Source organism: Leptospira kobayashii (genome assembly GCF_003114835.2).
GTDB classification, from domain to species: domain Bacteria; phylum Spirochaetota; class Leptospiria; order Leptospirales; family Leptospiraceae; genus Leptospira_A; species Leptospira_A kobayashii.
Genome location: NZ_AP025028.1, coordinates 3,496,598 through 3,518,377, shown reverse-complemented (window position 1 = coordinate 3,518,377; position 21,780 = coordinate 3,496,598). Strand labels below are relative to the sequence as shown.

Sequence of the window (21,780 nt, the reverse complement as noted above, 5' to 3'; positions counted from 1 at the left end):
TATTTTTGTATCATTTCTTTTGTGCATTCTTTATCATTTTGTCGAATATTTGATCAAAGGGCAATTTTCCTTTAACTAAATATAAGCTCATGGCATCAGTTAATTTATTAGAAAGCCAGCGCCATTTTGCCAGATGATTTAAATTTTCCGTACCCGCAATAGCTTCGTCTATATACTTTTTTACTTTATTAAAATATACTTCTCTCGGATCATATCCGTCATTTGCTAGTTCGGTCGCATTCGGTGGATTTACCGCAAATTTGAAAGGATCTATGTAACAAAAGCCATCCGAATCCGTATTTGTAAAAACTGACTTGATCTGATCTGTTAATTTATTAAGCAGAACAGGATCTATTACGACTCGAGGATAATTTGCAATGTTTGATTCAATTTCATAAGCTTTCACCAGACCTGATCCATATAAAATCCCTTTTTGATGAAAAGTAGGCCCAATAGAAATTCCTCCTCTGACCAAAATTCCAACATATAGCAAGTGCGACTGAATCCATCCGCTAGCCCAAAGAACATCAAATATATTATTAACCTTTGAGCTTATTGCAATAGAATCGGAAAAAACGCTAATTTCAAGTTTAGAAAGAGCAGTCTTAATCTTTCTCGACATGGAATATGTTTTATACTCTTTCATCTTATTTAACGCATAAAGTACCTGTTCATGAAGATCTGGATTATGTTCTAACTTATTTATAATTTCTTTAAATCCGAGTATATCAAGAAATCCAACTATCCTTTCAGCGTAAGATGACTTATTTTTCATGAGTTGTTCGAAAACATTTTAAGCAATTGCGTATAACGAATTAGCCTTACCGACGTTGTCCGTAGCTGAGCCTTCAGGCGTTAGCGTCGGCGCGTTTTCTTGCTTAAGCAAGAAACGTGACGGAGGACAATGTGGCTTTAGCCCGAGCAAGGGTGAGCGGAAGCGAATCCCGCAGCGTAGCGGTAAGGCGTAGTTATACGAAGGGCAATTTTAATTAAGAAAAGTTATTTTCTTGAAGGTTTCGATGTCATCAATAAACAAAGAGCAATTATTGCATTCTGCAAAAGTTTTATTCCTAACTGACATGCCAATTTCATAAAATTTCAATGATAAATTTCCACATACTGGACATTCCTTTGTTTCGGAGGAAAAATTAAAATCTTTGCTATTTTCAAATGCTATTTTTTTATTCCCATAATTGTTTTCAAAATAAGGAAATGAATAAGCCGATTTACCTAAAGACTTTATGATTTTTAAAGTATGATAATTTGGTTTAGAATTTTTTTTATAATGGTCAATGATTGCTTCAATAGGTTCAAATTTAATTTGTAAATTGCCATGTTTCCATATCTCTTTTGTTGATTCAGGAAATGAATGGGAAATTAATTTATATGCTGAAGGTATTATTTTACTTCCAATTAAATCATCAAAATCATTTATTTCTAAATAATGAATTCCTCTATGAGAAATTTCATTTCTTAAATGAATTAATTGATTTATAGTATTGTTTTCTATGTTTAATTCATTTAGCAATTTAGCTAAATCTGAATTAAGGTTTTTTAATTTGTTTAGTCTTTCTAAAGTTTTTTCAAGTGAAATTGTCTTAAAATTTTTTGATTTTTTGAGAAGTGTGTCTTTATCGATACTGTTACTAATTATCGAATGTAAAAAATTTACCTCTTCGAATTCTTTTATATCGTAGATATATATTATATTTATATTTTCAAGGATGCTTTTTAAAGAAATTTCAAAGAAATGATGGAAATGAATTATAGTTTCAATATATGAATTGAGGTAATTTATATTAATGTGGTTAGAGCTACTATCAATATAGTTTCCATCAAGTTCATCATCTAAAAAAGAAGTAAAATAAGATACAATCGCATTTCTGAATGAGAAAACTCCTAAGGAGATAAAATCCGAAGAAAAGCCTCTTATATTTTTTAATTTGTCAGAATAATTTGTCATTTATTTTTGTTTTTACGAATTATATAAAATTGCCTTTCGTATAACGAACTAGCCTTACCGACGTTGGCAGACGGCACGTCTTCTTGCTTAGCGAGAAGCGTGACGGAAAGCCAATGTGGCTTCAGCCCGAGCAAGGGTGAGTGAAACGAATCCCGCAGCGTAGCGGTAAGGCGTAGTTATACGTCGTGTTTCATGGATTAATGGAATTTAATTTCTTTATTGTCATTTCTTTTATGTATTCTTTCACGTGAGAAATGATTTTTCCATTAATATCCGAAGTTTGCTCTTGGTTTTTTTCTTTTAATGACTGAATGTCTTCTTCCTTTATTCCATTTTCTAATAACATATCATATATTTCCTTATTTTCTATTAAAAAATTTATATATATTCTCTTGATATCTATTATCGCGACTAACGAAGCTAATCCAATTTCATTTAATTCGGTAATGTTTGAGTTTTCTAATAATCTATTGCTATAACTGAGAAGCTGAATTGTAGATAAATGATTTTTCACTGATAAACAACGATCAATTAATGTTCTTAGTAAATAAAAATGCAATGAAACAAATTTTTCTTCTTTAAATATGTGACTAACTTCCTTTAGAAGCGTTGTTGCCTCGTCAACATTGTTATCTAAGTATAAGTAATCCAATTGTTCTATTTTGTTGAAAATTAAGCTGTAGTCGTCATTTTTAATGATTTTTTCTATTTCTTTTAAATGATTTAACGCTTTTTTGAATTCAGATTTATTCACATAACATCGGGTAAGGAAAGTCAATTTTTGAATTTTTTCTCTTTCATTTTTTGGAGAAATTTTATTTATATTTTCAATTGCTTTGTCACATTCCCCTTCTGTTACCAGTATAGAAGAGAAAGAATATACTAATTCTATATCCGATTTTGCTTCGAGTGCTTTTTTTAGATACTCTAAAGCATCCTGGTATTTTTCATTTTCTTCCAATCGGTTATGTTTTTTAAAATATTTTTTAATTTTGGTTATAGTTTTATGATCCTTGATTTCTTTAAGCTCTGGAATATTTAACTTCTTGAATGGATATAGTATTAAAAGATTCTGTTTTTCCTTTTTATATTTATCTTTCTTATATGAATTCCATATTTCATTTATGATTAGACTCAAGATATCTACAATTATCGCTGTTAATATACTCGTAAAGGAAAATGCCTCGACTACAAGCAGGCCAATTAGAGACAGGAAAGCTAATAGAATTATTAATCTTCTGATATTATTTACTGGCATTTTTTTTGAAACATGACGTATAACGAACTAGGCTTATCGACGTTCCTCGACCCTGAGCCTCTGTAGGAGGCGTTAGGGACTGGCACGTAGCTTGCGTATTGCAAGCGAGTGACAGAAGAGGAATGTGGCGTAGCCCGAGCGAGGGTGAACGAAGTGAATCCCGAAGCGTAGCGATAAGCCGTAGTTATACGCAGTAAGCGCTGTTATTATTTCAATTTTTTTTCTAAATTTAATAATCTATTTAAAATTTCATCATAAAGGATAATTTGGATATTTTTGTATGACTTCCTTAACACTTTAAAATCTTCTTTTTTGTTATCGTTATTGAGCTGATTACTATGTCCTATAATAAGATAAGCATTCGGTCTAACTAAACTAATATGAAAATCTAATTCCAACTCACGCTTAATATCGTTTTCGATGTTACTTTTTTTAGACTCTGCATTATATAAATATTTCTCAGCTTGTACGACAGATTTCACAAGTTCTGGATGAAAATAATAGTTTCCATGATCCGTTTCGGATGCAAGTAGCTTTGTTTGTGGACGCTTAATCTCAAATATATCTAAATTATAATCGAAATCTATCAATCCAAAATCAAATCTCCTGTTACCACCTAGCATAACGTTTATTTCTGGAATCGATTTTATATATTTTGAATCGATTATATACAAATTTTCCATCAAGAACTTGCCGAGCTTTGATTCAGTAGCATTTTCCTCAATTAAGGATTTAAAGATTAGGATAGCATTGGTTATAACTTTAGATTTAACTGCAGTGTAATTATTTAGTAGAAAGTTAGTTTTCTTATCTTTCTGCTTATATTTTTTTTCTAGGAGAGATAAGTAGAAATTTTCTATTTTATCTAAATTCTCGGGACTAATGTCTGAGATTATATTTTCGTCTAAACTTTCTATTAATCGTTTTTCTTTTATACTGTTTGAGAAATCGCCTTCTGGGTATTTACTTGGTAAAATGGAATGCTGTAACGATTTAAAAGTAAAAACTTTTTCTCTTTTAGATTCATTTATTGCTGTTTGTAAATCTTTGATAAACTTTGAAAATTCGGAGTATTTTAAATATAAGGTTTGCTTTACGACTTTAGTAGTGAAAGGTTCATCCTGATTGATAATTACTCTGTTGATATTTTCTTCAGTTATAAATTTGAATAAGTAATAACTCCCTCCAGATTTAATGTAGCCCTTTTCGTGAATTTCATAGGGTAGTTTCGACATGCCTATGAACTCAATAACAACTTCAAATTTTTTACTATTCCAATTATAAAAGTCTGGAGGATAAAAACGTATGTAATTTTCTGAACGATTAATTTCAAAAATACGTATTTCCTTGTTAGAAAACAATTCATCATTATTCCAATAGTAATTGGATATTTTCCCGTTTTTTTCTTTTCGAATATTTATTGGCATAGCTTTATTTTGGTGCTTATTGCGTATAACGAACTAGGCTTACCGACGTAGCCCGTAGCTGAGCCTCAAGGAGGCGTTAGCGTCGGCGCGCCTTCTTGCTTTTGCGAGAAGCGTGACGGAGGGCTATGTGTCGCAGACCAAGCGAGGGTTTGCTGTGCAAATCCCGAAGCGCCGCGGTAAGCCGTAGTTATGCGACGTTTCTTATTAAATTTAAGAGAGATACCCTCTCGGTGTGTATCATTTGTTTTAAAAATGACCCTCTTTTGCCATGATGAAATGACAAAGGTTACGTTTTTTAGGCGTTCTGAGGATATCTCCCTTATATTTAATAAGATAATTGTAGTTTTTTCTTTTTAAGCAATTCCCTTAATATATTATTATTATTCCAATGGAAATACCAAGAATGCTTTTCGATGTATTGAATAATTTCAGACTGATCTTTGTTGCTTGGTACGGGTTTTTTGAAGTGAACTCCAGCTTTACAAATTTTTATTTTCTCCTCAACGTCAAGGAAAGGCGCTGAAAGTAAATCAAAAAATAAATGACAGGATTCGGAATAATTAATTAGAAAATTTTCGGTTAGTATGTTGCAAGCTTCATCTAATATTTGTTCTTTGATTTTGGAATAAAGTGGTTTATTCTTTATGTAATAAAGAATAGTGATAATTTCAAAATAGGTTAATCTTTCTTTTGGATTTCTATCTTCAAAGATCGTTTTTTTTGATTTTTCGATAATCGTTTCTAATAAGAAAACATCTAAAGTATAATTAATTCCCAGTTCAGAATGTATAATTAGGAGATTTAAAGCTTCAATAACGCAATCAGATTCTATGGATGATTTAAGACATTCTATAATCTCTGAAGAAATTTTATCATTTAATCTTTTTCTGTTGTAGGGTTTGAATTTTTTCGTGATGTCTAAAGTCATATATATAATATTTGTGACCTTTATTATATTATTTACTCTTGTGTCAGTTCTCAGTTGATAGAATGTTAAATCTAGAAAAACTATTATCGCTTTTAAGCAAATTTCTTCATCTATTTCAAAGAGCGATTTGATATTCCTTTGGATCAGACCAAAAAAGTAATTCGATAAAGCATGAGTATTGTTTTCTATTTCGCCAATAATTGAACGGAATTTATTTAATTCTCGTTCGCTGTTGAGTTTCTTATTCAGTGTTGAGTCTAGGACTTCGGTTTTTAACTGGCTTATGAAGCTTTTAAGTTCTATTTTTTTCTTACTAATGGTTGAGATAAACGGCCTATTTAAGTATGCGGTTTTAGTTTCATTAAGATAGAGTTTATATTTTTCTAGTTCCTCTTTGATTATGGCTATAAACTTATCGATTATGGTTTTTGAGTTTGAAAAAATGAAATAATCGTCAATATATCGGGCACAAGTGTAATGTTCTCCAAAAAGAAAACCGTCTACTTTCAGCTGCTTTTCAGTTAGTAAATCAATTTCTTGTAAAATAATCTCCGCAAATATTCTAGACATTTCGGGACCTACGATTATTCCATTAGTTTCTTTGTAATTTGACTCCTGAATAAGATTATCGAAATATCCACCTAATGAAATATCCCTTCCATTAGAAAATGCAACATCTTTGGATTCTAATTTTCCTCTTATTGCCCAAGAAATCGAATGCGAGTAGATAGTTGGAAAAAACTTAGATATATCAATCGTTGCCATTTGACGATAGTCCTTTTCCAATTTTGTGAAATAATCTGATGAAAAAAACTTATATAGATGGGAATAATCTTTGTAAACAAAGTATGATGATGAAAATGCCGTGTTTTCATCGAATTGTTCAACGGATGATTTTTTCATGTCGGCAGTTGAAATATCGGCAAACATCTTACCGATTTTTACGGGATGACGAATCGAGAATTTGCTTTTAAGGCAGCTTTTTATAATTTGGATTTCAAACTTTTTGTAAAGGTTTGTTATTTTCTCTGATAATTTTGGATGAATTAAGTATAAAACTCTATAATTTTCTTTATCCTTTTTTATTCTAAATTTATAAGGAATTCCTGAATAATTATTCGAGAATACTTCCCTAACAAAAGCATTTGGGTTATTGCTTTTTAGGTTATAAAGATAATTAAATGATCCCCAATTCGAAAATAAAATTGGCGTTTCAAATGGAGATACTTCGGTGAGCAAGCACCTCTCTTTTATACCTGAATTGAGTCTTTTTTTATTCATATTTCCAAACTTCCTGAATTTTCGAAATAGTGTCTGGGTTTAATGAATTAGTAATTGTGAATGAGTAGCCAGATTTAAAACTCATTTGTTTGAGTTTGATCAGGTTTTCTGTTGTTAATTTTGCTCTAAGTTTATTTGAAATATAATACTTTTTTGAAACTAAGACAGAATACCAAAAGTTATCAAGTTCTTTAAGGTTAATTTGAATTTCTGATTCATCGCATAACGCATATTGATATTTAATTCCAACTACTAGTTTTTTGGCTCTATCCGCAATTCGTAGCTCAGTCGCACCCGTAAGAAATTTAATTCTCAAAAGAAGTATTTCGAAATTAGAATCTTTAATAAACTGCTTTAAAGATAAGATAATTCGCTTCTTTATTTTACCTAACTTATTCTTTGAAATTCCAATTTTTAATGCATTCGATAAATCAAGTGAGTATCCTAAGTAATTAATTTTCTCAGTTGATTTACTGTGATAAAACCTGGTCTTTGATCTATTTAAAATTAAACCTTCTGGAAGATTTAATTTTATAAAATCTAATATTTTTTTCTGACTATTTTCCTTTGTTATTATAACTATATCGTCAACATATCTGCTATAGTAAAGAATGTCTCTGTTTGAACGTATCAAATTGTCGAATTCTTCTAAATAAATTTCTGATAAAGTTGAACTTAATGCCAGTCCTCTTGGTAGAGATGTATGACCATGATTATCTAATTCACGCTTTATATTATTTAAGTGAAGTAAAAAAGAGTTATTATAAATTCCTTTCGTTTGCAAAAGGCTTATTATTTTATAAAATGATATACTTTCAAAGAAATTTTTGATGTCTGTTCTGACTATAGAAAATGACTTTTCGGTCTCAAGTATATACTTAAGTTGTAAAATTTCCTGTTCTCTACTGAAGGAATTAACATGGAATAGCGATTCAAGAATTTCCGATGTTTTTCTAATTGTTAATGTATCATAAATATTATTTGTTATGAATATTTTTTTATGTCTGAAATCGATAGTTTCAAGTCCCTTGGTTTCTGAATTATTCTCTGCAAATTCAGTTGCAATACTTTCAGTCAATGTAATAAGTTGATCCTTATCTAACTTATATTTCCAAAAATCAGATTTTCTAATTACTTTTCTAATCTGATTTGGAGAATATTGGAACTTTGTTGTATCTTTTTTTATCATAGTTTTAAGAAATGTCGCATAACGAACTAGCCTTACCGACGTTGGCGGACGGCGCGGTTTCTTGCTAAGCAAGAAACGTGACGGAGGACAATGTGCCGAAGGCCGAGCAAGGGTGAGCGAAAGCGAATCCCGCAGCGTAGCGGTAAGGCGTAGTTAAACGAAGTGTGGCTTATACATTAGCAAGAGTTTTCTTGCCTTTTTTTATAATAATCTCAGCGCCTAATGTGTGAACTAACTTAGAAAGCACTAGTAAAGTAGGATTGTCCTGTTTTCCACTTCTGATTTCTTGAATAACAGTGCTTGAAACATTTGCTCGTTTAGAGAGCTCTCTTACAGAAAGTTTTTCTGATTCCATTAATTCAATAATGGTTTCAGAAAGAGTTAAAGCATCGTATTCCTTATCAAACTTTTCTTTAAAAGCTTGATTTTTCATTAAACGATCAAATGTAGTTTTAGTAATAGCTGTCTTTTTTTGTTCGTTTTTCATAATCTTCCCTTCTTTTTAATGCTCTTTCTTTTTCGTTTTTTGGTAATTTGTCTGTTTTCTTGTGAAATGCGTTAGTAACGATAATCTTTTTCCCTTTTACAAAGAAGCAAAGAAATCTATGGGGAATAGGCTTAAAAGCGAATAAGGCATCACCTTCAAAATTGAATTTAGTTTTGTCTTTAATTTCCCCAATTTCTGCGAATCTTTTGAATAAAGCTAATGTTTTAATTTGAAATGACTCAGGTAAATTTTCAAAATAATCCAAAGCATCAGAATTTTCATTGTCATCAAAATACCATTCAATAGTAAATTTCTCACCTTTGTAGGCAGTGAATTCTTTCACTATTTGGGTGTAACGGGAAAGTGATACAGCGTCAATGTATTTAATTTTCTCTATATTGCTTTTTTATCAGTTTTTTCTTATTTTGTTTTAATCAAAATTTGCCACATTTCGTTTAACGAACTAGGCTTATCGACGTTGGTCGTAGGTGAGCCTGCATGCAGGCGTTACCGTCGGCACAACTTCTTGCTAAGCAAGAAGTGTGACGGAGACCAATGTGGCTTTAGCCCGAGCGAGGGTGAACGGAGTGAATCCCGAAGCGTAGCGGTAAGGCGTAGTTATACGCCGGTTTGATTTTAAACAGCGATAGGGAATTTTTCTATATGATTTATTTTTTCTTGCATAGCTAACCAAAGATCATACTTTCCTTGCATTCGAATCCAACTTTCAGCAGATGTATTTGTAGCATATGCGATTCTAACAGCCATATTTGGAGTAATCCCAGCTTTTTGATTCACAATTTCAGAAAGAGTCTTTCTTGAGACACCTAAACTTTTTGCAGCTTCAGAAATAGGTAAATTTAAAGGTTTTAAGACATCTTCGAGTAAAACTTCTCCCGGATGGGTAGGCTTTCGTGTTTTAGTGTTTTTCATTAATGGTAATCCTCATAATCTACTAAAATTGCATCTTCACCAACAAATAGAAAAGTAACTCTCCAATTTCCGTTTACCGAAACAGACCATCGCTTTTTCTTATCACCTTTTAAAGGATGAAGCTTGTATCCTGGTAAATCCATGTCTTCAGGCTTTAAGGAAGCATCTAACCTATCTAATATCCTTGCAAGTTTACTAGAGTGATCAGGTCTTATTCCTTTTTTGCTACCAGTATTGAAAAAATCCTCGAGGCCTTTATGAAGAAATGATTTAATCACCAGATTTGAGTGTAACGCAATGGGTTACGGAATCAAGTCTTTTTTTGTAATTTTAATTTAAAATCGTAACCTAAATAGCTTTTGATTTCTTTCTCCAATGGAACATTAAATTGTAATACTTCTAAGGTTGTGTTTTCAAGAAGGTTAATCATGTATTTTGTTTTCTCATCTGCAAGCTTTCCGAATAGAATCCAAGATAGATTATTATGTTTTTTTTGATTTTTATTATGACTTTGCTTTCCATGGAAAGATTTATCACGAATGGTTTTAAGCTGATAGTCTTGCCTGATAGAAACGTTTTTATTTACCAATTCAAAGATAAATTCTTTCTCAGAAAAAATATTTCCTATTATACTTTTTCTCTTGAGAATATTGGGAAAAATATCTGAAATATCGCTGTAAACTTCGAAAGCGGCCATTACCCAATTATTAAGATTTAGAATTTGGTATTTATTTTTTTTATTCGAGTAATCAGCCCATGCTTCTATTATAATTTCAGAAAGAACATAAAAATAAGATAATCCTTCTTCATCGTTTTTTTTTAACATATTCTTTTCAAACTGGCGTATAACGAACTAGGCTTACCGACGTTCCCCGACCCTGAGCCTCAGGGAGGCGTTAGGGCTGGCACAGAGCTTGCTTTTTTGCAAGCGAGTGACAGAAGGGGAATGTGGTGCAACCCAAGCAAGGGTGAGTGGAGCGAATCCCGCAGCGCCGCGGTAAGCCGTAGTTATGCGATGGCGCTTTGTGGATAGTTCTAATTCAATTACTTTAATGGATTTAAAATTATAGACTGGTTGTAGAATTATCTAGTATATCTTCTATTGTTTTATTCCAGCGATTGCCATATTTTGCATCAAAATAAATATTTCTGTACTTATGTAGAGTAATATTCTTGTATTTAGTATTTCTTTTTTGAAATAAAACTGGTTTTAACTTTAACAGTTCATTTTTCAGTTTTTTTTCCATTTTGCAATTATATAAAGACCATACATCTAATAATTGTTTTGTTTCTAGATTGTAAGATCTTGTTAAATCTGCTCTAGTAAAGTTTGAGTCAGTTAGCTTTGCACCATAAAAATCAACTTCGAAGAATTTTGCATTAGTAAAATCACATCCATGGAATATTCCATTTCTAAATTTACAGTAGTTAAATTTGGTTGATTTTGCATTTCCCTGTAACAACTGGGCTTTATTAAATTCTAGGCCTGTGAGATTTGAATTACTAAAATCAGGATTCCATAGCAAGCTCGAAATTAAATTTATTTCATCGCCCTCGAAATTAGATAAATTGAATTCAATGAGGATTGGAATGTGTGCTCGTAAATTTCTGATATCCCGTATAATTCTAATTTTTCTTTCTTTTATATCTATGTTCGAACTTTTTGCTATATCCAGTAGTTCAATTGTAATTCTTTTCAATTCCTCGTTTTTTGCTAAGCGACTTTGAAACCAAAACAGACCTAAACCTAAGATCATTAAATCAAATACAATAGAAAAGAGAATTCCATTTAGGTTATTTATCTCAAACGGAATATGTCCCTCGACGAAGGCGATCGCAGATTGAAAATAAAATTGAATTATTATTATAGTAATTGAAACTAAAAGAAAGTAAAAAATTGGATGTGTTAATACATTTCTAGAAATTGATGAGTTGTTGATCGATATCGATCTTGAGGAAATTTGAATGTATACTTTCTGCAATTTATTTTTAGCGTAATTAGCTCTAAATATACTTAGTTTATATTTTATTTTCGTGTATTTTAGGCTAATATGTCTGTAAAAGAGTCTAATATTCCCCGTTATTAACAATATTTGACTTTTGATAAAGAAATACACTCGTATTATTGTTATAGTTATAAAATGACGAACACTCAATACAATTATGCCTAATCTATGAAATAATCTTATGATATTTATTTTTACGAAATAAAACGCTTTTATTAGCAAGATAATAGTAGTGATTGATATAGATTTTTTAGGTTTAGATTTTTTCATGTTGGTGTAGAATTGATTATTAGGAAAAATTAAAAGAATCGCAAGCATGAGTTTGGAGCGGTGCAATATTTTTTTGCGCTTTCGCATAACGAACTAGCCTTACCGACGTTGGCATACGGCACGTCTTCTTGCTTTTGCAGGAAGCGTGACGGATAGCCAATGTGGCTTTAGCCCGAGCAAGGGTGAGCGTAGCGAATCCCGCAGCGTAGCGGTAAGGCGTAGTTATACGCAGTCTCGTTATTTTAGTTTTTCCAAAATTTGAAAAATTGGTGAAAAATTAATTTCGGGATTAATATTTTTATCAGAAAAAGACACTTTTGGATCAGTAAAAATATATTTAGCAATGTCCAGCCTGAGTTGATTTTTTAGAATATCATTGTCTCCAATTGATAATTCAAATGTTTTATATTGTTCAAGAATTACTGATCGATGTTCATAAGTTACTCTTAATAGTCTTTCTGCATTGAATTTACTTAAAGAAAATCGGGAGATACTTGTTAACAATCCTAAAATAAATGAATTGAATAACACTTTACTTATAATCTCGTAGACCTTCGATGAATCAAAATTATTTAATATATTAAAATAAATAAATATTAATTCGGAGATAAATATAACAATTGTTATCCAAAATAATATAAACCATTTTTTTTCAGATTCTTTGTGTATCTTAGTTAAACTATTGAACACATTCTTGCTTTCATTGATAAATTGCTCAGAGGTTTTGTCTCTCAAAACAGTCAGGATTTTATCGATTTCCTTTTTTTGTGATTTTATTGAAACCAATTCATCCTCTATCTTTTTACTTGTTTCTGTCGGATCTAACTGTTGTATTTCATTTTGCATCTTTATTATATCAATGTTAAATTGAAGTGGAAACAATAGGCCTAAGAGATTTTCATACTGACCTTTAATACCAGATATAGACGATTCTCTGGAGTTGGGAAATTCTGGAGTGTGAATCCCATTTTTTACCAATTTTTGTATTTTTGATGTAATTGACGATATATGGCCTAAAACAGTATTGATATCGTTAATCGCTTTTGAAAGAATTGATATATTTATTTTACTATGGTAGATAATAGAATCATCTAATATCGTTAAACAATAGTTTGAAAATTCGTTTTTGAATGCATCAGCTTTTTGAAAGTTATTATTACCTAATTCTTCAAAGGTAATATTGTTGCTTTTTAGTTCAGAAATTAATTTTTTTAGTTCTTCGATTTTTTCTTCCATTGGTATTTCCGTTTTAGAATTTGCAAGATTGCGTATAACGAACTAGGCTTACCGACGTTGTCCGACCCTGAGTCTTCGGAGAAGACGTTAGGGACTGGCGCGTTTTCTTGCTTTCGCAAGAAACGTGACGGAGGACAATGTGTCGCAGACCGAGCAAGGGTGAGCTTGCGAGTCCCGCAGCGTAGCGGTAAGGCGTAGTTAAACGAAGTGCCTGTGTTTGAAAGATTTAATCTACAAAGGAATTATTTACTTTTCTTTTTTCCACCAACGTAATGACTTCCTTTGCCTTTACTGTTTGTGCCACCGACACGTTTGCTTCCTTTTCGTCCGGCAGCATCAACTGCAAAAATTATTAGCATAGAGCTAATAATTATGATTGAAATTAGTTTTAAATTTTTCATAATTTTGACCTTTTTTATTTCAAAGTTGTATGAAATTACAAATGTATTTCTCTAATTCTGATCTTGGAAGTTGAAAGGACCACGAACTTACCAACTAGGTCATCATTATGTTGGTTGATTAAAGTTTGAATAGCTTTTGTAATTTCTAAATATTCTTTTGGGTTATATCTTAGTAAGATAACTCCAATGGTGAATTCTTTATGAGAAAAAACCCATTCACCAAAATCTTTATCTAAAGTAAGTATAATTGAATTTAGTTTTCTTGCGATTTCAATCACTTCAAAATCGGATACACTTTTATGATCTTCGAGTATGGAATGAATAACAATGCCGGATTCTCGAAGGATTTTAATAATACGAAAATCAACATTTTCGTCAGCTAGTAAACTAGCTAGCAAGAAGCGTTTCCTTGCTAATAACATCGCTAGAGTATGCAATACATGCGTAGATATCTTCTTTACGGATGTTTGGAGTAGCAGCCAGAATATCTTCGATAGTCAAACCTTCCCCCAGTCTTTCAAGAATAAGCTCAACAGTAACCCTAGTGTTTTTGATAACCGGTTTCCCAAGCATAACTTGAGGAGAAGAGCTAAGATGTTCTCTGTAATTCATAATTATATTTTAGGATATGATCTATAAATTTGTCAAGATTCAATATTTACTTAAAAGACAGAGAGTAAGCAATAATTCTTAAAAAGAAGGCCTATTTGCCCATTTTTGGCTTTTCTTAAAGAATTTTAGGCATTTCGTTTAACGAACTAGCCTTACCGACGTTGTCCGACCCTGAGCCTCGAAGAGGCGTTAGGGACTGGCGCGTAGTTTGCGTATTGCAAACGAGTGACAGAAGGACAATGTGGCTTCAGCCCGAGCAAGGGTGAGCTGTGCGAATCCCGCAGCGTAGCGGTAAGGCGTAGTTAGCCGAAGTTGATTTTAGTCATTGAGGTTTGTTCCAATCGGACCTTTCTCTTCTTTTAATATTTTTTGGTTCATTTCATTTTGAATTTTCTGCATTTTGCTCTCTAACTCTTTCAATTCAATTTTCGTATTCCAAGAATTAAATAATTGAACAGAGTAAATGTTCCTCCGATCTTTATTACTTTCATTTCTTTTTTGTACAATATAAGGGTAGATAAATTTAAAGTAGATTATATAGATATCACCAACTCTTTTGAAAGCTGTGTCAGAGTCTGCAAGTTCGCTTATGAAATATGAAGAAAAATTTTCCAGTATATTTTCTACTTCTGATAATAATTCACTAACCCCAAAGAGATTAATTGTTTCTTCTAACCAATTTGAGGCTTCTTGATTTAATTTTTCGTTTTCAAATTCGTTAATCTTACCTTCATAGTAGGTGAATCCGTTTTCTACTTCAAATTCAAATAATTTCCCTATTCTTTCTTTAAAGATATCGCATTCTCTCAGGGCTATCGATATTGCTTCTCTTTTTGATCTTAGTTCTATATCTTTATTGGAGACTTCTAATAACTTACTCGATAAAATTAGTTGTTTATTAGTTTTTCGGAGTTGGATGAAAGCAATTAAGATTCCTATTGAGGTAATGACACCTGATAAAAAATAGAGAATTTCAATAATATCCCGGTTTTGAATTAGCCAATTCATCATAAGTTCCTAGGATCAAATTTCTTAAGCCATTCTGTAACACCTTCTGTATAATACCGATGCAAGCAACCTTCTATGTGTGCGGCAAAATTTTTTAAACTTTCATCGTCTTTAATTCCATTAGAATAAAGAATTTTTTCTTTTTCTAAACTAAATATAAGAATGTATCGATTTGTTGTAAGATCTTTTGAAATGATAATCCCTGAGATTAAAACTTGCAAATCGTCCATCAGACTTTTTCCGACTAGAGCCATAAAGCTACACTCGTAATACCCCTTTTTTTCTGATATCGCTCTATCAGCTTTATGTGAAAGGCTTATCAATTCTTCTTTACCCATTTTTTTACCGATAAAGGATGTATTGAAGATTTTTATAAATCTCGTGTCGTCTGAATCTAAATTTAGATTACTTCTTAGATATTGTAATACAATCGTAAGAATACCTTCTACTTCTGTTTTTAAGAGATTAAATTCTTTCTCATAAGCATGCTTTGCTTCTAATATTGTGTTATATGTCATTACCTTTTCCTAAATCATGTTGTAACTATTTAATCAATTTCGGCTAACGAACTAGCCTTACCGACGTTGTCCGACCCTGAGTCTCAAAGAGACGTTAGGGACTGGCACGTAGCTTGCGCATTGCAAGCGAGTGACAGAAGGACAATGTGTCGGAGACCGAGCAAGGGTGAGCAAAAGCGAATCCCGCAGCGTAGCGGTAAGGCGTAGTTATGCGAAGAAAACTTTTTAAAACAATGCTTTTAAAAAGTTTTTTCTTCTGCTATGGTGTATATTTTGAAAGTCCATGAATAAAATTAATAATTTCTCTATTATTTCGGTTTTGTGATTTGGTAAAATTGATTCGTCAAAAACTGAAAAATTAACATCTAATGATTCGTCTTCTTGAAGTGCCAGAAGAAAAAAATAGGTTCGATCTTCAGGAGTAGCCAGATTGTATGCACCATTTCTAGTTTTCATACACTCAACTACAAGGACACGGTAGGTTTCTCTATTAAAAAGCTCATAACAACCATGTTGCCTTGAGTAATTTTCTGGATAAGTATCTATTGTTTTTTTAAAAATTCCGAACGAATTTCGTTCAAATTCCTCTTGGCTCATTATTTATTCTTAATTTTACTAAGCCTTGTTCTCATTTTATTTCGCGCTTCTTGAGTAAATAATGGGGTTATAAATTCGCTTAGTTTTAACGCCTGGGTTTTGTATCTTTCGAAATCTTTATCTTTTATTAAAACTTTATCTATAAAGGAATTTCCAATGTATTTTTCAAAATTTATTTCTTCTTTAAACTTGGTTTCAATAAAAGGCTCTGTATTGTATGCATATCCAAGCAAACCACCAGCATTTCTTGGATCGCCTTTTCCTGAAAATCTATATTCCCTAAACTCTAAGGCAAATTCTTCGATAAATTTAGCTTCTTCAGTTGAAAATTTAGTTTCTTTAGTATTGCTTTTAAAATTAGAATAATAATATTTTTGATCTTCATCAAATTGTACTTCAAAGAAGGAAGAGCTTAAAATAGATTCTATTTCAGGAATATTTGGTCCATAATGATCATGAATAAACTTCAGCTGTGAGAATCTTCGCTTCTTTTCTGCAATTGATTTCAGTTCTAATGCATAAAGTAATTTTACTAAATGAGTAATTGCTATACGTTTGTTTGGAAAAAAAGAAATTAGGAACGCAATTTTTGAATCAATTTTGCTTCCAGCTTTCATGCCGATCATTTTATATTTATGTCTCTTTTTGTCAAGATTTAGTTTTTTTCGTATAACGAACTAGCCTTACCGACGTTGGCGGCCGGCGCGTCTTCTTGCTTCGCAGGAAGCGTGACGGACAGCCAATGTGGCTTTAGCCCGAGCAAGGGTGAGCGTAAGCGAATCCCGCAGCGTAGCGGTAAGGCGTAGTTAGCCGCCGTAAAAACGTGGTTATAGATCTATATTTTGACCAGAGTCCATTAATTTCCCTAGTTCAGAAATATTAGAGAATGGACTGGAAGATACAACATTACTTAAATTTTGCAATCCCATTGATATCAATTCTCTGTCATTCGTTTTAATTCCACGATTGATAATTTCAAAGAATTTATCAATCGATTGCTTTCTTTCTTCGAAAACGGCTGAAAATAATCTGTGATAGAAATCATATTTCTTATCGATATCTTTTAGCAAAGTTTCTCTCGCAACTTCTAACCTTTTTAATTTTCTAGCTGTGATTTCAGATTCTTTTTTGTATTCTAAAAACTGGGAGAAAGCTTTGGTTACATCGGCTGTGGGTAGATCGGGGATTTTTTTCATAATCTCTTTAAAGTTAAATTTAGCCATTATTTTCCTCAAAAATTTTAGTATCTACGATCTTCAGCACATCACTGGTTGCTTTTCCTAGAATTTGAATTTCAGCTAAATCCGATTTATTAAAATAGCGACCTGTAAAGATCGATTTAATTTTCTTAAATACTTTTGAAAAGAATCCATACTTGTAAATTTTTTTATATGCTTCAGTATAGATTAATTGGAAGCCTTCAAGTGACTTGATTAAAGAATCATTAATTTCTTTCGATCTATGTTCAATATTATTGAAATTGATGAGGTTCTTTTTAATATCTTTAATATTCTTAATTACTTGAAGTTCGCTCTCTTTAATTTTAATGATTTTTTTGTTGGCAGATAAATGTTGAAAAATACCTGTAATGGCTATTGTAGGAACAGCGATTATCCCACCTACGACGAAACTGCCTATGAGCATTCCACCACCACCCGCAGCTATTGATCCTCCGCCAAACCACGCCAAAATTGCATTCGTTGCAGCAATTCCTGATAACGACCCAATAGCAGTACCGGTGGAAGCAACGCCAAAATTTCCAACCAATGCCCACGTACCTAAAGCAGTGCTGATCCCACTCACTAAGCCTTTGGTACTTATCAATGCTAATTCACCTGCTGTAATGCTTCCTTCTATTTGCTTAAATGAATAATCATTTGAACTAAATGAATATTCAATTTCTTGCCTTTGTTTAATGTTTAGCAATTTTGTAATTTTGTTTATTTTCTTTAATTCGAGAATGGCTTTTTTCTTCGATTCAATGAGATCCATTAAAGCTTCATTAATCTCTGCTTTTCTTTTATCATGTTTCTTTTTAAGAATATTGAACTTATCCAATACATTACTATATTGGTCTAGGGCGGCTTTGATTTTTCCATACGCACCCATTGTAAGAATATTTAACGCATTATCTTTGAATGTCATGGTTTTTTCCTTTTATGGCGGCTAACGAACTAGCCTTACCGACGTTGGCAGACGGCGCGCCTTCTTGCTTAGCATGAAGCGTGACGGACAGCCAATGTGGCTTTAGCCCGAGCAAGGGTGAGCGAAAGCGAATCCCGCAGCGTAGCGGTAAGGCGTAGTTATACGCCGTAAACTAGAGTTCTAGTCTCGTAGATAAAAGTTTTGTATATTTATTCCAGAAAAATTCTGCTGACTTATTAAGTATTTTTCTTAATAGCGAGCTGTAAAGATTAAATGCTATAATCACATAGAATAAAGACAGTAGTGCAGAATTATATATTAATGCAAAAACCTTATCATCGAGCTTGTATGAAATTAGAAAAATTATAATCTGAATGTAGGAAAACGTTGTTAAATCCCATAAATGAATTTTCATTCCGCTAATACCAAGAATTTCGATCTCCTTTCCTACTTCATGATCTTTTTTCTGAGGTATATTATTTTTATGATTATTCGCAGGAAAAGAAAATCTCTGCTCTTTAGTAATATTGGTTTTTTTCCCAAACAAAATATACTCAGTATTCATTAAACAATTAAACAAGAATTGATATAAGCGTGTTAAAAATCTTTTTTTATATAGTTTCGTTCTAATCGGTAAACCAGATATGATTTTAGTGATTTTAAAATGAAAATCTAAAATATAATTGATTAATTCGATAGTTTGAATCGAGTCATTATGAAGATAAATTTGATCAGAAAATGAATCATAAGAGAACTCATTAAAATTCATATCAAGTGGATATTTTTCATATTCCATTTTTTTAAATCTATCGCTATATTTGCCAAAATTTTCTCCAAATAATTTTTTCCAAAAATTTACCTCAATCACAAGATGTTTTAATGATGAATCCTTATCGTTTTCTTCTTTCGATATTCTAAATCGGATAATTGTTTCTAAGTTTTCATCTTCAAATTTTATATGTGGTAGAAATCGATTTGGATATTTAAATATTAAAATTACTATTTTCTCATTTTGGTCTGAGTGTTGAATTTCTATATCTTTATCTTGAATAGACTTAAATTTTTCTTTAAATTTATTTATATCAATACTCATTTTAGTTTATGGCGTATAACGAACTAGCCTTACCGACGTTGTCCGTAGCTGAGCCTCTTTGAGGCGTTAGCGTCGGCACGCTTTCTTGCTAAGCAAGAAACGTGACGGAGGACAATGTGGCTTTAGCCCGAGCAAGGGTGAGCGAAGCGAATCCCGCAGCGTAGCGGTAAGGCGTAGTTATGCGTCGTGTGTTGTTTTGTCACTTTTCTAATATATATTATCTAGCAAATTTTTCAGAACATTTGCGGTGGTAACTTTACTGGCATTTCTAGCTGCATTAAAGAGGTCATTTAATTTTTCTTGATAAATTTTTTCATTAGAGGTTATTTGTAGTAATAATTCTGATGGATTTGTTGATTGTATTGTTAGTATATAATAGTCAAATAATTCACTTAAATCATTTAAAGTGGCTCGTTGTTGTTTGCCTGCGTATTGGATTGTAGTTATTAATTGATTGCTTTTTAGAGTTTCCTGTTTTGTCCATCGAAAGGTTTGCTCATTTAAAAACTTCCACGGTATCTTATTTTTTTTTGTATAAGAAATAAGATTTTCAAGCTGTTTAATTAATTCATCATCCATTATTTTGATCCTCCAGGTGCACTATTTTTTTCTAATACAGCCTTTAATTTATTGAGAGTTTGCCCTATTTTAGAAAATTCCGATTCCATTGTATAATAAACTAAACCATCGATTGTTTGATTCTGTAATCCTGGATTGATAACTGGATTCAGAGAGTCTAATTTTCCTCTAGCATTTTCAAATGCATTATTTAATTCCACTATCAGATTTGCATCAGATTTTGAAATTAATTCTGAAAAGATCGTTATGACTCTATTATTTTTAGAAGATAAAAGGTGTAAAAGCTCACTAGCTTGTTCGAAGGTTAAATTTAACTTAAGATTACATTTTTCTGTAAGTTCTGTAACTTCAATTAAAATGTCTTGTATTTTTACAATATGCCCTGCTTTTATTGCCGCCTGATAGGCTTCAAAGGAAAACCAAGAACCGAGAGTTGATATTATTATTCCTATGATAGTTAATATGAAAATTAATAAAGGATCAGAATACCAAAGACTGGTATTTCCTACTATATTATTGATTATTTGATCGTTAGCTAAAATTAACATTTATTATAGCGTTTCAATATTGAAATGATTAAGAAATGTGTAAATAAATATTTACACATGACGCATAACGACCTAGGCTTATCGACGTTGGTCGTAGGTGAGCCTGCGATGCAGGCGTTACCGTCGGCACGCTTTCTTGCTTAGGCAAGAAACGTGACGGAGACCAATGTGGCTTTAGCCCGAGCGAGGGTGAGCGGAGCGAATCCCGAAGCGTAGCGATAAGCCGCAGTTATACGACGGTTTTAAAGATATGGAACTTTGAATTGGGTAATTTCAGTATCAATTTTTATTTCAACTGTTGGTTTCAATGATTTAAATATGTCTTGTACATGTTCAAGAACATCATTTTTTATTTGCAGTGTAATTTTTTTTAAGTTATCCATTTCACTAATTATTTCTATATCAATATCCTTGTTATAATCTGGGAAAGAATATCCAATAATAAATAGTTCTTTTGCATTTTTGGCAAATTCTTTTGCGATTTTAACTCCATTTGCAGCCATTGCATTTTTCTCCCAAGCGAATGTGAAAATAGGTTGAGTCGACCTCGTATTGTAACTATATTGATAGTAAACAGATAGACCATTGATTACACTATTTTTATCGAATGTTTTAAAGGTATTTGTAAGTAATGAGTAGACCTCCCCTGTTGAAATTAGAAGCCCTGCAGAACCGTTTAATTTAATAATTGAAGTATTTTCAGAATTTAATGAATTCGGGTCATATCTACCTGTTTTGGGATATATACCCCATTTTTTGAAAACTGGAACATTTAAATCTATTTGGCTAATTGATTCTAATGCTTTTTCAATTTGAATGTCATAATTCCAGCTTATAACTTTGAAATTCTTTTTTAAGAATGGAATTCCTTCCTCTCTATCTCGTTCGGTAATTTTTGTGAGCCAGTGTTCGTACCTATGATCAAGAGATTTATATTGAGTATCTGATATTGTTTGTTCTAGTAGAATATAACAAGCTAATGTAGCTTTCAATATTCTTAATTCTTTTAATTTGTTTGCATCCCATAATTTTCGAGCGAAAGTGTCTATGGAATTTCTTCCTGACATCTCAATTAACCAATCAATGTTATTTAGAAATTCATTTCTAATTTCTATTAATGTTCTTTCTATTCCACTATCTTTAGGAAAAGTCTGATTATCTAAATTAACAGAATTAATCAAATAACCTTTAAAAGCAGACATTCTATTTGATAGAGCACCTACTACTGGTATTGAATTTGCACTAGATCCTGCGCCTAAATAATATAAAATGTAATCTTTCATATAGGTTTTTAAAACTGT

Annotated in this window: 26 protein-coding genes; all 26 read right to left on the bottom strand. The window is 31.8% G+C overall.

Translation table 11 applies throughout. The features are described from left to right. Nucleotides 1-10 precede the first annotated feature (10 nt). Nucleotides 11-775, bottom strand: a complete 765-nt coding sequence (locus tag DI077_RS15860) for a hypothetical protein (protein ID WP_109020898.1) — start codon at nt 773-775, stop codon at nt 11-13. Nucleotides 776-985: 210 nt separating this feature from the next. Next, a complete protein-coding gene (locus DI077_RS15855) occupies nt 986-1,963 on the bottom strand; it encodes a hypothetical protein (RefSeq protein ID WP_109020899.1) in 978 nt (325 codons plus the stop codon). 190 nt (nt 1,964-2,153) lie between these two features. After that, entirely contained in the window at nt 2,154-3,221 is a 1,068-nt protein-coding gene (locus DI077_RS15850; RefSeq protein ID WP_109020900.1) for a tetratricopeptide repeat protein, read from the bottom strand. A gap of 206 nt (nt 3,222-3,427) precedes the next feature. Further along, nucleotides 3,428-4,648, bottom strand: a complete 1,221-nt coding sequence (locus DI077_RS15845; protein WP_109020901.1) for a Shedu immune nuclease family protein — start codon at nt 4,646-4,648, stop codon at nt 3,428-3,430. A gap of 325 nt (nt 4,649-4,973) precedes the next feature. After that, the gene (gene drt3b / locus DI077_RS15840) at nt 4,974-6,857 is read right to left on the bottom strand and encodes an antiviral reverse transcriptase Drt3b (RefSeq protein WP_109020902.1); all 1,884 of its coding nucleotides are present in this window, start codon (nt 6,855-6,857) and stop codon (nt 4,974-4,976) included. After that, nucleotides 6,850-8,046: an antiviral reverse transcriptase Drt3a gene (drt3a, locus tag DI077_RS15835; RefSeq protein ID WP_109020903.1), complete on the bottom strand. Its 1,197-nt coding sequence runs from the start codon at nt 8,044-8,046 to the stop codon at nt 6,850-6,852. The genes drt3b and drt3a overlap by 8 nt, the downstream gene beginning before the upstream one ends. Nucleotides 8,047-8,215: 169 nt before the next feature. After that, nucleotides 8,216-8,533: a helix-turn-helix domain-containing protein gene (locus tag DI077_RS15830; protein WP_109020904.1), complete on the bottom strand. Its 318-nt coding sequence runs from the start codon at nt 8,531-8,533 to the stop codon at nt 8,216-8,218. Further along, a complete protein-coding gene (locus tag DI077_RS15825) occupies nt 8,499-8,876 on the bottom strand; it encodes a type II toxin-antitoxin system RelE/ParE family toxin (protein ID WP_109020905.1) in 378 nt (125 codons plus the stop codon). Before DI077_RS15825 ends, DI077_RS15830 begins: the two co-directional genes overlap by 35 nt. Before the next feature lie 293 nt (nt 8,877-9,169). Then, nucleotides 9,170-9,466: a HigA family addiction module antitoxin gene (locus tag DI077_RS15820; protein ID WP_109020906.1), complete on the bottom strand. Its 297-nt coding sequence runs from the start codon at nt 9,464-9,466 to the stop codon at nt 9,170-9,172. Beyond that, entirely contained in the window at nt 9,466-9,744 is a 279-nt protein-coding gene (locus DI077_RS15815) for a type II toxin-antitoxin system RelE/ParE family toxin (protein WP_109020907.1), read from the bottom strand. Before DI077_RS15815 ends, DI077_RS15820 begins: the two co-directional genes overlap by 1 nt. Before the next feature lie 32 nt (nt 9,745-9,776). Then, complete coding sequence (locus tag DI077_RS15810; protein ID WP_109020908.1) at nt 9,777-10,292, bottom strand: hypothetical protein; 516 nt, start codon at nt 10,290-10,292, stop codon at nt 9,777-9,779. A 238-nt stretch (nt 10,293-10,530) separates the two neighbouring features. Continuing rightward, entirely contained in the window at nt 10,531-11,223 is a 693-nt protein-coding gene (locus DI077_RS15805) for a pentapeptide repeat-containing protein (RefSeq protein WP_167837172.1), read from the bottom strand. A 756-nt stretch (nt 11,224-11,979) separates the two neighbouring features. Beyond that, on the bottom strand, nt 11,980-12,978 hold the full coding sequence (locus tag DI077_RS15800) for a hypothetical protein (RefSeq protein WP_109020910.1): 999 nt from the start codon (nt 12,976-12,978) through the stop codon (nt 11,980-11,982). A gap of 242 nt (nt 12,979-13,220) precedes the next feature. Continuing rightward, entirely contained in the window at nt 13,221-13,379 is a 159-nt protein-coding gene (locus DI077_RS15795; RefSeq protein ID WP_167837173.1) for a hypothetical protein, read from the bottom strand. A gap of 35 nt (nt 13,380-13,414) precedes the next feature. Beyond that, on the bottom strand, nt 13,415-13,777 hold the full coding sequence (locus DI077_RS15790; RefSeq protein WP_109020911.1) for a DUF5615 family PIN-like protein: 363 nt from the start codon (nt 13,775-13,777) through the stop codon (nt 13,415-13,417). Then, nucleotides 13,767-13,991 (bottom strand): DUF433 domain-containing protein, encoded by a 225-nt coding sequence (locus DI077_RS15785; RefSeq protein ID WP_109020912.1) that lies wholly within the window; start codon nt 13,989-13,991, stop codon nt 13,767-13,769. The genes DI077_RS15790 and DI077_RS15785 overlap by 11 nt, the downstream gene beginning before the upstream one ends. Before the next feature lie 318 nt (nt 13,992-14,309). Further along, nucleotides 14,310-15,002, bottom strand: a complete 693-nt coding sequence (locus tag DI077_RS15780) for a hypothetical protein (RefSeq protein WP_109020913.1) — start codon at nt 15,000-15,002, stop codon at nt 14,310-14,312. Further along, nucleotides 14,999-15,517, bottom strand: coding sequence for a hypothetical protein (locus DI077_RS15775; RefSeq protein ID WP_109020914.1), 519 nt, complete (start codon nt 15,515-15,517; stop codon nt 14,999-15,001). Before DI077_RS15775 ends, DI077_RS15780 begins: the two co-directional genes overlap by 4 nt. A gap of 225 nt (nt 15,518-15,742) precedes the next feature. After that, nucleotides 15,743-16,114, bottom strand: coding sequence for a hypothetical protein (locus DI077_RS15770; protein WP_109020915.1), 372 nt, complete (start codon nt 16,112-16,114; stop codon nt 15,743-15,745). Next, nucleotides 16,114-16,740, bottom strand: a complete 627-nt coding sequence (locus tag DI077_RS15765) for a type II toxin-antitoxin system antitoxin SocA domain-containing protein (protein ID WP_109020916.1) — start codon at nt 16,738-16,740, stop codon at nt 16,114-16,116. The genes DI077_RS15770 and DI077_RS15765 overlap by 1 nt, the downstream gene beginning before the upstream one ends. Before the next feature lie 201 nt (nt 16,741-16,941). After that, nucleotides 16,942-17,337: a hypothetical protein gene (locus DI077_RS15760; protein WP_109020917.1), complete on the bottom strand. Its 396-nt coding sequence runs from the start codon at nt 17,335-17,337 to the stop codon at nt 16,942-16,944. After that, complete coding sequence (locus DI077_RS15755; RefSeq protein ID WP_167837171.1) at nt 17,330-18,259, bottom strand: hypothetical protein; 930 nt, start codon at nt 18,257-18,259, stop codon at nt 17,330-17,332. Before DI077_RS15755 ends, DI077_RS15760 begins: the two co-directional genes overlap by 8 nt. A gap of 172 nt (nt 18,260-18,431) precedes the next feature. Next, nucleotides 18,432-19,352: a hypothetical protein gene (locus DI077_RS15750; RefSeq protein WP_109020918.1), complete on the bottom strand. Its 921-nt coding sequence runs from the start codon at nt 19,350-19,352 to the stop codon at nt 18,432-18,434. Nucleotides 19,353-19,559: 207 nt separating this feature from the next. Further along, the gene (locus DI077_RS15745; protein ID WP_109020919.1) at nt 19,560-19,931 is read right to left on the bottom strand and encodes a hypothetical protein; all 372 of its coding nucleotides are present in this window, start codon (nt 19,929-19,931) and stop codon (nt 19,560-19,562) included. Next, a complete protein-coding gene (locus tag DI077_RS15740) occupies nt 19,931-20,479 on the bottom strand; it encodes a hypothetical protein (protein WP_109020920.1) in 549 nt (182 codons plus the stop codon). The genes DI077_RS15745 and DI077_RS15740 overlap by 1 nt, the downstream gene beginning before the upstream one ends. Before the next feature lie 242 nt (nt 20,480-20,721). Further along, nucleotides 20,722-21,762, bottom strand: a complete 1,041-nt coding sequence (locus DI077_RS15735; protein WP_109020921.1) for a hypothetical protein — start codon at nt 21,760-21,762, stop codon at nt 20,722-20,724. Between the last annotated feature and the right edge of the window lie 18 nt (nt 21,763-21,780).

Bases quoted from the DNA above. Each gene is read 5' to 3' on its own strand.
- DI077_RS15860 (WP_109020898.1), bottom strand. From the start codon at position 775: ATGAAAAATAAGTCATCTTACGCTGAAAGGATAGTTGGATTTCTTGAT.
- DI077_RS15855 (WP_109020899.1), bottom strand. From the start codon at position 1,963: ATGACAAATTATTCTGACAAATTAAAAAATATAAGAGGCTTTTCTTCG.
- DI077_RS15850 (WP_109020900.1), bottom strand. From the start codon at position 3,221: ATGCCAGTAAATAATATCAGAAGATTAATAATTCTATTAGCTTTCCTG.
- DI077_RS15845 (WP_109020901.1), bottom strand. From the start codon at position 4,648: ATGCCAATAAATATTCGAAAAGAAAAAAACGGGAAAATATCCAATTAC.
- drt3b (WP_109020902.1), bottom strand. From the start codon at position 6,857: ATGAATAAAAAAAGACTCAATTCAGGTATAAAAGAGAGGTGCTTGCTC.
- drt3a (WP_109020903.1), bottom strand. From the start codon at position 8,046: ATGATAAAAAAAGATACAACAAAGTTCCAATATTCTCCAAATCAGATT.
- DI077_RS15830 (WP_109020904.1), bottom strand. From the start codon at position 8,533: ATGAAAAACGAACAAAAAAAGACAGCTATTACTAAAACTACATTTGAT.
- DI077_RS15820 (WP_109020906.1), bottom strand. From the start codon at position 9,466: ATGAAAAACACTAAAACACGAAAGCCTACCCATCCGGGAGAAGTTTTA.
- DI077_RS15810 (WP_109020908.1), bottom strand. From the start codon at position 10,292: ATGTTAAAAAAAAACGATGAAGAAGGATTATCTTATTTTTATGTTCTT.
- DI077_RS15805 (WP_167837172.1), bottom strand. From the start codon at position 11,223: ATGATCTTAGGTTTAGGTCTGTTTTGGTTTCAAAGTCGCTTAGCAAAA.
- DI077_RS15800 (WP_109020910.1), bottom strand. From the start codon at position 12,978: ATGGAAGAAAAAATCGAAGAACTAAAAAAATTAATTTCTGAACTAAAA.
- DI077_RS15795 (WP_167837173.1), bottom strand. From the start codon at position 13,379: ATGAAAAATTTAAAACTAATTTCAATCATAATTATTAGCTCTATGCTA.
- DI077_RS15785 (WP_109020912.1), bottom strand. From the start codon at position 13,991: ATGAATTACAGAGAACATCTTAGCTCTTCTCCTCAAGTTATGCTTGGG.
- DI077_RS15780 (WP_109020913.1), bottom strand. From the start codon at position 15,002: ATGATGAATTGGCTAATTCAAAACCGGGATATTATTGAAATTCTCTAT.
- DI077_RS15775 (WP_109020914.1), bottom strand. From the start codon at position 15,517: ATGACATATAACACAATATTAGAAGCAAAGCATGCTTATGAGAAAGAA.
- DI077_RS15770 (WP_109020915.1), bottom strand. From the start codon at position 16,114: ATGAGCCAAGAGGAATTTGAACGAAATTCGTTCGGAATTTTTAAAAAA.
- DI077_RS15765 (WP_109020916.1), bottom strand. From the start codon at position 16,740: ATGATCGGCATGAAAGCTGGAAGCAAAATTGATTCAAAAATTGCGTTC.
- DI077_RS15760 (WP_109020917.1), bottom strand. From the start codon at position 17,337: ATGGCTAAATTTAACTTTAAAGAGATTATGAAAAAAATCCCCGATCTA.
- DI077_RS15755 (WP_167837171.1), bottom strand. From the start codon at position 18,259: ATGACATTCAAAGATAATGCGTTAAATATTCTTACAATGGGTGCGTAT.
- DI077_RS15750 (WP_109020918.1), bottom strand. From the start codon at position 19,352: ATGAGTATTGATATAAATAAATTTAAAGAAAAATTTAAGTCTATTCAA.
- DI077_RS15745 (WP_109020919.1), bottom strand. From the start codon at position 19,931: ATGGATGATGAATTAATTAAACAGCTTGAAAATCTTATTTCTTATACA.
- DI077_RS15740 (WP_109020920.1), bottom strand. From the start codon at position 20,479: ATGTTAATTTTAGCTAACGATCAAATAATCAATAATATAGTAGGAAAT.
- DI077_RS15735 (WP_109020921.1), bottom strand. From the start codon at position 21,762: ATGAAAGATTACATTTTATATTATTTAGGCGCAGGATCTAGTGCAAAT.